Genomic DNA, 10,613 nt, shown 5'->3' on the forward strand with positions numbered 1-10,613 from the left:
TTTAGCCCTCTCGAAACTGATTTTGAAGTTTATTGGTTGCAGATTTTAATTTTAAAAGTGAAACTATATATCAATATAATGCGATTTTAATACTTGGCTTAGCCTGATATTTACTACAATTTGTATGTAATGAGGAGTTAAAAAAGAAGAAAAAAACTCACATTTACCTGACTAAAGCATACTATATTATTGAGTTTGCTAGCAAGTTAACTGAGGTTAACTTTGTTAGTTGAAGCTAACTAAAAATTATTTAGGAGGGATAAGATGAGATTTAGTTTTAAGACTGGAATGGTGATTGCTGTTGTCTGTATTGTAATTATTTTAGGATTGCTCTTTGTACAAGAGGCGAGAGAAGATGAGCAGTTGAAGGTGGTGACTACATATTCGATTATCCATGATTTAGTCGAAAATGTCGCTGGTGATAGAGTCGAATTGGATACTATGGTGCCAATTGGAGAGGAGCCTGAGGAGTATGAACCATTGCCGGAGGATATGCAGAATGTATCTGAGGCGGATTTAGTATTTTCTAATGGTTTAGGGATAGAACATTGGTTAGTGAGTATGATTCAAAATGTTGCTCCTGATCAAAATATGGTAGAGGTTACAGAGGGGATTGAACCTTTCTATCTATATGACGGTGGATTGCAAGGTGAGCCTGATCCTCATGCTTGGCTTGATCCGATCTTGGTAAGGGATTATTATATCCCTAATATTCTTGATGCTTTGATTGAACTTGACCCAGAGGGTGAGGAGTATTATCAACAAAGAGCTGCAGAGTATCAAAAGGAATTAGGTGAGTTAGATCAGTGGATTGAGGAGCAAGTAGAGCAGATTTCAGTTGAAAATAGGATCTTAGTTACTAGTGAAGGTGCTTATCGTTATTTTGTTGAGGCTTACGGTTTTGAGGAAGGGTTCATCTGGCAGATTAATGCCCATGAAGAAGGAACCCCACAACAGATTGCTGATTTGATCGATTCTATTAGGGAGCAGGAAGTAAAGGCGGTCTTTGTAGAAACAAGTGTCTCGCACCGTCCTATGGAAAGGGTAGCTGAAGAGGTTGGAGTTCCGATTGGTGGGGTTTTATACTCTGATTCTACAGATGAACCAGGTTCTGAAAATGATAATTATCTTAGCATGATGGAGCATAATGTTGTTACCATTGTTGAGGTATTAGGGGGGATAGAGTGATGGAAGAAAGTATTTGGATTGAGGATGTAACAGTATCTTATGGTACTGATGATCCGGTGATAGAGAGGGCAAGCTTTGCCCTCCAACCGGGTTCTAAGGTAGGGGTTATTGGCCCTAATGGTGCAGGTAAATCTACTTTAATGAAGGCAATTGTTGGGTTAATACCTTTAGACCAAGGAACAGTTAAGGTCTTAGGAGGTTCTATTAATCAAAAGAGAAAATATGTGGCTTATGTACCACAAAAAGAAAATATTGATTGGGACTTTCCAGTTTCGGTCTATGATGTGGTAATGATGGGTAGATATGTCCATCTAGGATGGATTAAAAGACCTGGTGAGCAGGATCATCAGATTGTGAGTGAGGCGCTTGAAGAGGTTGGAATGTTGGAGTATCAAGAGCGGCAGGTTGGCAAATTGTCTGGGGGCCAACGGCAACGAGTCTTTTTGGCCCGGGCATTGGCCCAAAGAGCAGAGATTATGCTGTTAGATGAACCTTTTGCTGGGGTTGATCAAACGACAGAAGAGGTAATCTATGGTCTGCTTGATCAGCTCTCTAAAGAAGGTAAGACGGTGGTAGTTGTTCATCATGATTTAAAGAAGGTAAAGAAGTACTTTGATAATTTAATCTTGGTTAATAAAGAGATCATTGCTTACGGGCCAACCCAATCAACCTTCACTCCGAGTTATTTAACTCAGACATTTTCCCAGAAATCTACTGTAGTTCAAAATGATTTGGTGGTGATGACATAATGGAATTACTATGGGAGTTATTAGTAGCGCCGTTAGAATATCAATTCATGCAACGGGCTTTTTTAGCTGCAATTGTTGTGGGAGTTGGTTGTGGAGTCTTAGGTAGCCTCTTAATTTTGCGTAAGCTGGCTTTAATGGGTGATGCTATCTCTCATGCTGTCTTACCTGGGGTAGCAATTGCTTATCTATTAGGGATCAACTTTTTTATAGGGGCAACTATAACAGGAGTAACTACTGCCCTTGGGATTGGATTTATCACAGAACATAGTAAGATTAAAGAGGATTCAGCGATTGGGATTATGTTCAGTGCAGCTTTTGCGATAGGAATTTTGATTATAAGTAAGATTACAACTAATATAGATCTGTTTCATATTTTATTTGGTAATGTCTTGGGGGTTTCTAGAACCGATTTAATATTGATTTCTATTTTAGGGTTTTTGGTTATAGTATTAACAATTCTCTTTTTCAAAGAATTAAAATTATCTTCATTTGACCCTATAATGGCTCGTTCTATAGGGCTTCCGACAGATATGATTCATTATCTATTAATGTTGATGTTATCTTTTATAGTAGTAGCTTCTTTACAGACGGTAGGAATTATTTTAGTCGTCGCGATGCTAATCACTCCGGGAGCTACTGCTTATTTATTAACAGATGACTTATCAGAAATGATGGTTTTATCGGGTGTTTTTGGATTGGTATCTGCTTTAGTTGGACTTTATCTCTCTTTTCATCTAAATGTCGCTTCAGGAGCTGCAATTGTAGTTGTAGCTACTTCATTCTTCATAATAGCATTACTATTTTCTCCCCAGGAAGGGCTACTGGTTAGTAAAGAGCAGTGAATAATGAATAACTAAAGAGCATTGAATAGTGAATATTGAATACTTAATAATTAAAAAGCATTAAATATCAAATGAATTCTAGCTGTTTTTGGTTTTAATTATTCAATATTAAGTATTAAATATTAAATGAATTTCACCTGCCAAGTTTTAAATTTGCGAAAGTAGAAGATGAGTGGTAAAATTAAGATTAAGTTAATAACTATTCAGAAAGGTAGGTAATAATGTTTAAATCAAAGAAGATACTTGGTGTTGTATTAATCGTACTGATGCTATTTGCTGCAGGGGTAACAGGATTCTTCCTGCATGGAGCTGAAGCAAATTCAGAAGAAGAAATGAATCGGTTTCAGAAATTGCTTGTTGTTTTTAATCTTGTGCGGAATAATTATGTTGAAGAGCCAGACGTAGATAGGTTACTTACTGGAGCAATTGATGGAATGTTAGAGGCGTTAGATGATCCATATACAGGGTATTTACCACCTAGAGAGTATGATGATATGAAGACGAGTATGGAAGGTGAGTATGGTGGGATTGGAATTATAATTACGATGCGTGATGACCAGTTGACCATTATCTCTCCAATTGAAGGAACACCTGGTGATCGGGCTGATTTAAGAGCAGAAGATCAAATTATGGCGATAGATGGTACTTCCACTGATGGAATGTCGATGGACGACGCAGTTGATCTGATGAGAGGAGAAGAGGCTACTAAAGTAGTTTTATCAATTAAGCGAATGATAGAGAAAGAAGATGAAACAGAATTTGAGGAGTTTGAAGTTGAGATAATCAGAGAATTAATTGAGGTTGAACATTTGAGCTTTGAGATGAAAGAAGATAAGATTGGTTATCTGAGAATGAGTAGATTTGGAGAAGATGTTGGTCATGATCTTGCTGTTGAAATAGAGAAGTTAGAGGCAGAAGGAGCGGAAGGATTTATTCTAGATTTAAGGAATAATCCAGGTGGTTTATTACCGGAAGCTGCTAAAGTAGTCAGTAACTTTACTGAGCAAGGGCCAGCTGTTTATGTTCAGGAAAGAGAAGGAGATAAGCAAGGAATACCATTGGATCCGACAATTAAGTCTGTAGAAGATAAGCCTTTAATAGTATTGGTTAATAGAGGAAGTGCTAGTGGTTCAGAGATAGTAGCAGGAGCGATTCAGGATAATGAACGCGGAATAATAATTGGTGAACAGACCTTTGGTAAAGGTTCTGTACAAAGTGTAAGTCCATTGCCTGATGGTTCAGCTGTCAAGATGACTACTGCACGATTCTATACGCCGACAGGAAGAAAGATAGATCAAGCTGGTGTTGAACCTGATATTACAGTTGAGTTTGATCTGGAAACTGAAGCAGATGAACAGTTGGAACTAGCGATAGAGGAGTTATTAAATAAATTGGATTAATGATCTTCTTTAATATAATTAGCCCAAATTCTTTTAAATTTGAAAGAATTAGGTGAAAAAGTTAAAATCAACTTATATAGAAGGGGCGTCTTGATGAAAGAGAAGAATAAGTTAATTATTTGTTTGCTCTGTTTGGTGGTGTTGGTAGCAGCTATTGTACTTAATTTAGATCCAGAAATGCTGGAGGAAGAAGATGAGACAGAAGAAATAAAAGAGGTTATTGTTGATTATGGAGCAGATGTTGCTGAGTTTGAATCAGAATTCAAAGCAATTTTAACTGAATTAAATTTAGATGATGATCAACTAATTTTAGAACAGGAGCAAGTAGAACAAGAAAAAGAAAAGAATAAATCTTCTCTTGTCTGGAAACGTAACTATTATAAGTTAGAAGTACCTCTTTTTGGTGCAGAGGGGAGGCTTTTATCTGAAATTAAAGATGAAATTATAATTAATTTTGAGACTATATTTCCAGTTGTAGAAGTGAATTGGGAAGAGCAACCAGAGGAGCGGATGTTAGAAGTCAATTTTGGCTTTGAGGATGAAACTAAGTTGATAGAAACCCATTCTATTCAGTTTGTTCAAGAGCGTCCAGAAGCTAAGCTGGCAATTATTATTGATGATTTAGGTTTTGCTCGTCAATCAATTGCTGATATTTTCAGTATTGAGCGTCCTTTGACCATGGCTGTTCTGCCTTACTTATCTCAGTCTGTGCAGCAGGCTGAAGAGGCTAAAGAGTTGGGTTATGAAATTATGTTACATCAACCTTTTGAAGCGCATAATCCTGAACTTGAGCCTGAGCCAGGAATGATTGACACTACAATGGATTCTGAGCAGATTAGAGAAAAGTTACGGGGAAGTTTGGAGGATTTACCTCCAGTAGTAGGGGTTAATAATCATATGGGCTCTAAAGCTACTGAAGATCCTAGGGTAATGTCAGAAGTAATGAAAGTTTTAGATGAAGAAGGGTTATACTTTATTGATAGTAGCACCTCTAGTCAGTCAGTAGGGACTAAAAAAGCTAGAGAAGCAGGAATTTTGACAGCTGAAAATTATCTCTTTATTGATAATATTGATGAACAGGAGGCTGTTGAAGAGATGCTACTTATGCTAGCTGATGTTGCCCTAAGAAGAGGAAAGTTAGTGACGATTGGTCATGTACGGACAAATACAGCCAATGCAATCAAAGAAGTGATCCCTATTTTAGAAGAGAAGGGAATTAAGTTGGTTTATGCTTCTCAAGTTGTGGAATAAATTTAAGGTTAAGGCTAAGTCTGAGTTTGAGTAAAATCATCTATAGGTTAAAAGAGGGAAGTGCCTGGTTGATGGGTGCTTTTTTCTATATTGTGGCACAATATAGTTTGTAATGTACAATTGACGGAATGTACAATTTACAATTAAATAAAAATTATTAAATGTTCTTGATTTTAACGGGTTGATTTTTAATTGTCAATTATCAATTGTAAATTGTAAATTGCTACTTAAAGTTTCTATTGTTTTTAGGACTTCAACTATTCATTATTAACTATTCACTATTAAATGCTTTACCAGAGGGGTGATAAAATGCCTGATGAATTTGAATTGATTTCAGAATATACTCCACAAGGTGATCAGCCTAAGGCGATCGAGAAATTAACTGCAGGAGTAGAATCTGGATTGAAAAATCAGACATTATTAGGAGTAACAGGTTCAGGTAAGACATTTACAATTGCTAATGTAATTGAACAGGTGCAGAAGCCGACCTTGGTGATAGCTCATAATAAGACCTTAGCAGCCCAATTGTGTAGTGAGTTTAAGGAGTTTTTTCCTCATAATCAAGTCGGTTACTTTGTCAGTTACTATGATTATTACCAACCAGAGGCTTATGTTCCACAGACTGATACCTATATTGAAAAGGATGCCTCGATCAATGAAGAGGTTGATAAATTGAGATTGGCAGCAACAAGTTCATTATTTGACCGTAGGGATGTCATTATTGTAGCTAGTGTTTCTTGTATTTATGGCTTGGGAAATCCTGCAGATTATCTGGATTTAACCTGTCAGTTAGAGCGAGGAATGATTAAAGAGCGAGAAGAGATTATTCGGGAATTGGTTAATATTCAATATAAAAGGAATCAGATTGATTTTGATCGGGGGACTTTTCGGGTTAGAGGGGATACTTTAGAAGTGATTCCTGCTTATGAAGAGCGGGCCTATCGAGTCGAGTTATTTGGAGATGAGATTGATCGAATTACAGAAATAAATACAGTAACCGGTGAGATTTTAGGGGAGTTAGAGCAGATTACAATCTATCCTGCTAGCCACTTTGTAACTCCCCAAGATAAGGTAGAGAGAGCATTGAAAGCTATTGAAGCCGAGTTGGAAGAGAGGTTAGAAGAGTTAAGGGCCAAAGGAAAGTTACTTGAAGCTCAGCGACTAGAAGAGCGAACTAAGTATGATATGGAGATGCTAGAGGAAGTCGGGTTTTGTTCAGGAATTGAGAATTATTCACGTCATTTGGCAGGACGGAAGCCAGGTTCTCGTCCCCAGACCTTGATCGATTATTTTCCTGATGATTTTTTGATAGTGATTGATGAATCACATAAGACAATCCCCCAGATTGGTGGGATGTATGCTGGAGATCGTTCTCGGAAGGAAAGGTTGGTAGAACATGGGTTTAGGTTACCTTCTGCTCTGGATAATCGCCCACTACAGTTTGATGAATTTGAGAGGTTGGCCCAGCAGGCAGTCTATATTTCGGCGACGCCTGGCCCGTATGAACAGGAGCATAGCCAACAGATAGTAGAGCAGATTATTCGACCAACAGGTTTGGTTGACCCCCAAGTTGACGTGCGACCGATTAAAAATCAGATTGATGATCTAGTGGGTGAAATTAAAGAGGTTATTGCTCATGATGAGCGGGTCTTAATTACGACTTTGACCAAGAAGATGGCAGAAGATCTGACCGATTATCTCTATCAAGCTGGAATTAAGGTCAACTATCTCCATTCAGATATAGATACGATTGAAAGATTAGAGATTATTAGAAATTTGAGGTTAGGTAAGTTTAATGTCCTGGTTGGGATTAACTTACTACGTGAAGGTTTGGATATCCCTGAAGTATCCTTAGTTGCAATCTTAGATGCTGATAAGGAGGGTTTTTTACGTTCGGCTCGCTCGTTGATTCAAACAATTGGACGAGCAGCAAGGAATGTAAATGGTAGGGTAATTATGTATGCTGATCAGAAGACTGATTCAATGAAGCAGGCCCTTGATGAGACTGAGCGGCGCCGTGAATTACAGTTAGAGTTTAATCGTCAGCAAGGGATTATTCCTCAGACAATCAAGAAAGATGTCAGAGATGTCTTACGCCCAGTTGATATGGTTGCTGAGACCAAAGCTAAGTATCAGGTTGATGGTGAAGATAGGGAAGGTTTATCTGAAGCAGAGATCAGAAAAGAGATTGCTGAGCTGGAACTAGAGATGAAACAAGCAGCGGACGAGTTGCAATTTGAATTAGCAGCACAGATTCGAGATGAAATAGATGAATTAAGAGTAAAATTATAATTTTAGTGGGAAGGTAACTTTAAAGATAGTCTGTTCTGTTTCACTTTTAGCAGTTATCTTTCCATTATGAGCCTTAACTAATTTACGAACAATAGCTAATCCTAATCCAGTTCCACCTGTTTTGGTAGAACGGGATTTATCGGTTCGATAAAATCTTTCAAAGATATATGGGAGGTCTTTTTGAGGTATACCAATTCCTTCATCTGTAATTGTAGCAATAATCATATTATTTTCTTTATTTAATCTAACCTCTACTTTACCTCCAGCTAAAGAGTATTTGATAGCATTAGAGATTAAGTTACTAAAGATTGTCTTTAAAGCATCTTCATCTCCTTTCATAAAGAAGTCTTCATCTTCTACAAAGAGGTTTAACTTAATTCCCTTATCTTCTGCTACTTTTTTAAAGTTATTAATAGTTCCTTTAATAATTTCTTTTAGATTGCTCTTTTCTTTTTTACTGTAGATTAATTTTTTTTCTGTTTCAGCAAATTTTTCAAGGCTACCTACTAACTTTTCTAATCTGAGCAGCTCTTTTTGCATCTCTTCTATTGTTAAATTGTCAGCTTTAAAGATCCCATCTTTTATAGCAGATAGATAATTTGAAATAACTGCTAGAGGAGTTCGTAGTTCATGGACTAAATCGCTAGTTGACTCTTCCCTTACTTTTTCAAGGTATTCTAATCTCTTACTCATTTGATTAAGAGATTCTCCAAGCTCAGTAATTTCATTATTTCCTTTAACCTTTACCCTAAATTGATAATTTCCTTTGGCTATAGCGGATGCCATCTTATTCATCTTTAATAGAGGTGAGGTTAGGAATCTTGAAAGTAAAAGGCTAATAAAGAGTGAAGTAATAATAATTATAGCTGCTACCAGATAAATTGTTCCATTAACTTCTTCGATAAACTTAGCTTGGTGGAGTGTTTCAAATCTATGCTTCCCTGGTATTTGCCAGTACAAGTAGGCAATTTCATTATTATTTTGATCATAAAGAATTTCTTTGTTGGCATTTTCTAAATCAAAATCTTCTTGTCTGCGACTTTGACCTCTGATTTTTAAATTAGTATAAATAAGCTGATCATTTTCTTTTGTAAAATAGAAAATGATATTTTTATTAGAGATGTAGTTATTTAACAAATCTACATTTAATTCTAATACTTCCTCTCTTTCATATTTTTCTTCTAAAATAGTTACTAATTCTTTTATTTCTTCTCTTCTTTCCTGATTAACATATTCTTTAAAGTGATTTTCAATTTGAGAATTAACTAAAAATAATGTTAGGATGAGGCCGCCGATAGAGATTAAAGATATTATAATAAAGAGCTTATAACCAATCTTACTCATAGCTATCACTCACAAACTTATATCCGCCTCCATAGACGGTGATAATATATTGGTCTTTTTTTAATGATAATTTTTTACGAATATTTTTTATATGGGCATCTATCGTTCTATCAAAGCCATCAAAATCAAAGCCTAATGCTTTAGTAAGAATTTGTTCACGAGAAAGAACTTGATTGGGGTGTTCTATTAATGTTTGTAAAATTTCAAATTCTGTATTAGTCAATTTTATATCTTCTCCATTTAATTTAACGGTCTTTGCTTTAAAATCCACCTTTATTTCTCCATTATTTAAGACCATTACTTCACATCTTTTATTTTGATAATCACTCCTACGTAAGATAGCTTTAATTCTCGCGATTAATTCTTTAGGTTCAAAAGGCTTAACAAGATAATCATCTGCTCCTAATTCAAAACAGTTAACTTTATCATCAGTTCTACTTTTTGCAGTCAAGACTAATATAGGTAATTTAGAAGATTGTCTTAGTTGTTGACAGACTTCTTCACCACTTAATTTTGGTAACATTAAATCTAGAACCAATAAATCTGGATTGAAGTTATCAATTTCTTCTAAAGCTTTTTTTCCATCTTCGACTCCTTTGGCAATAAAACCTTCTTTTTTTAAATAAGCTAGGACTACCTTTCTCATACGAGATTCATCTTCTGCAAGTAAAACTTTTTTATCTTTCATAGCTTCAACCTCCTATATATCAGTTTACAATTAATAATTAACAATTTACAATTAAAGATCAAAATTTTAAAAATTATGAACTCTTTATATTCTAATGGTCGCACTTCATAACTCAAAGTTCACAGCTATATAACTATTAATTTCTACACTTATTAGTTTATCCCTATAAAAAATTTAAATTACTATTATAAAGTAAAGAAAAAAGGTAGGCAATAAGCCTACCTTTTTAAAGACTATTTAGTTGAAAATCTTCGTTGGCTTTGTTGTTTTCTTACTTGTCTTCTTGCTCCATTATCTCCTGCTTCTAATCGTCTTTCTTCTTTAACTTGTTTTTGTAAACGAACTTCTTCTCCATCACACTCATCACAGTTGATTCCTGGTCCTACTTCTTCTTGAGCATGTCTTTCTATTGCTCTATCTTCACGAGCATTTTGTTCAGGAGTGCTAGCTATTGCTAAAGTAGTAAAGCTAAAGAGAATAAAAAGGCAACAGAGTGTTAAAACTATTTTCTTACTCATCTGTTTTCCCTCCTCCCAAGATCTAGATTTCAGTTAATCTAAGAGTTTCTTAACTGTTAATTCAAATTATAGAAGAAGAATATGAAGGAAATATGAAAACATCAGATTTTATTTAGAGTTCCAACAATTAATTTTACCCAAAAAATGAATTATCTTCATATTCTCTTCATGGTTTTAGATTTAAATTATTTGGGTGACTACCGACTATATATACTATATGGATATTACGTTATGAGTAAAGACTCTTTTTATCCTTAAAGTAGATTTATCTAGAACAGCCAAGAAAACTCCATCTAAGCTACTGTATTAGGTGGAGATGAATTGGCTATTTTAAATTTAAT

At 35.5% G+C, this 10,613-nt stretch carries 9 protein-coding genes; 6 read left to right on the forward strand and 3 right to left on the reverse strand.

The window, feature by feature from the left end; translation table 11 throughout:
* Positions 1–264 precede the first annotated feature (264 nt).
* From MWH25_RS11800 to uvrB, 6 genes are all read left to right on the forward strand, one after another.
* The gene (locus MWH25_RS11800) at positions 265–1,188 is read left to right on the forward strand and encodes a metal ABC transporter solute-binding protein, Zn/Mn family (protein WP_248627852.1); all 924 of its coding nucleotides are present in this window, start codon (positions 265–267) and stop codon (positions 1,186–1,188) included.
* On the forward strand, positions 1,188–1,937 hold the full coding sequence (locus MWH25_RS11805) for a metal ABC transporter ATP-binding protein (protein ID WP_248627853.1): 750 nt from the start codon (positions 1,188–1,190) through the stop codon (positions 1,935–1,937). The genes MWH25_RS11800 and MWH25_RS11805 overlap by 1 nt, the downstream gene beginning before the upstream one ends.
* On the forward strand, positions 1,937–2,779 hold the full coding sequence (locus tag MWH25_RS11810) for a metal ABC transporter permease (RefSeq protein WP_248627854.1): 843 nt from the start codon (positions 1,937–1,939) through the stop codon (positions 2,777–2,779). Before MWH25_RS11805 ends, MWH25_RS11810 begins: the two co-directional genes overlap by 1 nt.
* Before the next feature lie 221 nt (positions 2,780–3,000).
* The gene (locus MWH25_RS11815; RefSeq protein WP_248627855.1) at positions 3,001–4,179 is read left to right on the forward strand and encodes a S41 family peptidase; all 1,179 of its coding nucleotides are present in this window, start codon (positions 3,001–3,003) and stop codon (positions 4,177–4,179) included.
* Positions 4,180–4,272: 93 nt separating this feature from the next.
* On the forward strand, positions 4,273–5,430 hold the full coding sequence (locus tag MWH25_RS11820) for a divergent polysaccharide deacetylase family protein (protein WP_248627856.1): 1,158 nt from the start codon (positions 4,273–4,275) through the stop codon (positions 5,428–5,430).
* 309 nt (positions 5,431–5,739) lie between these two features.
* A complete protein-coding gene (uvrB, locus tag MWH25_RS11825) occupies positions 5,740–7,722 on the forward strand; it encodes an excinuclease ABC subunit UvrB (protein WP_248627857.1) in 1,983 nt (660 codons plus the stop codon).
* Here the strand turns inward: uvrB and MWH25_RS11830 are convergent.
* From MWH25_RS11830 to MWH25_RS11840, 3 genes are all read right to left on the reverse strand, one after another.
* Complete coding sequence (locus tag MWH25_RS11830) at positions 7,717–9,066, reverse strand: sensor histidine kinase (protein ID WP_248627858.1); 1,350 nt, start codon at positions 9,064–9,066, stop codon at positions 7,717–7,719. The genes uvrB and MWH25_RS11830 overlap by 6 nt on opposite strands.
* Entirely contained in the window at positions 9,059–9,754 is a 696-nt protein-coding gene (locus tag MWH25_RS11835; protein ID WP_248627859.1) for a response regulator transcription factor, read from the reverse strand. The genes MWH25_RS11830 and MWH25_RS11835 overlap by 8 nt, the downstream gene beginning before the upstream one ends.
* Positions 9,755–9,987: 233 nt before the next feature.
* Positions 9,988–10,272: a hypothetical protein gene (locus MWH25_RS11840; RefSeq protein ID WP_248627860.1), complete on the reverse strand. Its 285-nt coding sequence runs from the start codon at positions 10,270–10,272 to the stop codon at positions 9,988–9,990.
* Between the last annotated feature and the right edge of the window lie 341 nt (positions 10,273–10,613).

Origin of the sequence: Natroniella acetigena (assembly GCF_023227745.1) — a bacterium.
Taxonomy (GTDB): domain Bacteria; phylum Bacillota; class Halanaerobiia; order Halobacteroidales; family Halobacteroidaceae; genus Natroniella; species Natroniella acetigena.

Bases quoted from the DNA above. Each gene is read 5' to 3' on its own strand.
- MWH25_RS11800 (WP_248627852.1), top strand. From the start codon at position 265: ATGAGATTTAGTTTTAAGACTGGAATGGTGATTGCTGTTGTCTGTATT.
- MWH25_RS11810 (WP_248627854.1), top strand. From the start codon at position 1,937: ATGGAATTACTATGGGAGTTATTAGTAGCGCCGTTAGAATATCAATTC.
- MWH25_RS11830 (WP_248627858.1), bottom strand. From the start codon at position 9,066: ATGAGTAAGATTGGTTATAAGCTCTTTATTATAATATCTTTAATCTCT.
- MWH25_RS11815 (WP_248627855.1), top strand. From the start codon at position 3,001: ATGTTTAAATCAAAGAAGATACTTGGTGTTGTATTAATCGTACTGATG.
- MWH25_RS11840 (WP_248627860.1), bottom strand. From the start codon at position 10,272: ATGAGTAAGAAAATAGTTTTAACACTCTGTTGCCTTTTTATTCTCTTT.
- uvrB (WP_248627857.1), top strand. From the start codon at position 5,740: ATGCCTGATGAATTTGAATTGATTTCAGAATATACTCCACAAGGTGAT.
- MWH25_RS11805 (WP_248627853.1), top strand. From the start codon at position 1,188: ATGGAAGAAAGTATTTGGATTGAGGATGTAACAGTATCTTATGGTACT.
- MWH25_RS11835 (WP_248627859.1), bottom strand. From the start codon at position 9,754: ATGAAAGATAAAAAAGTTTTACTTGCAGAAGATGAATCTCGTATGAGA.
- MWH25_RS11820 (WP_248627856.1), top strand. From the start codon at position 4,273: ATGAAAGAGAAGAATAAGTTAATTATTTGTTTGCTCTGTTTGGTGGTG.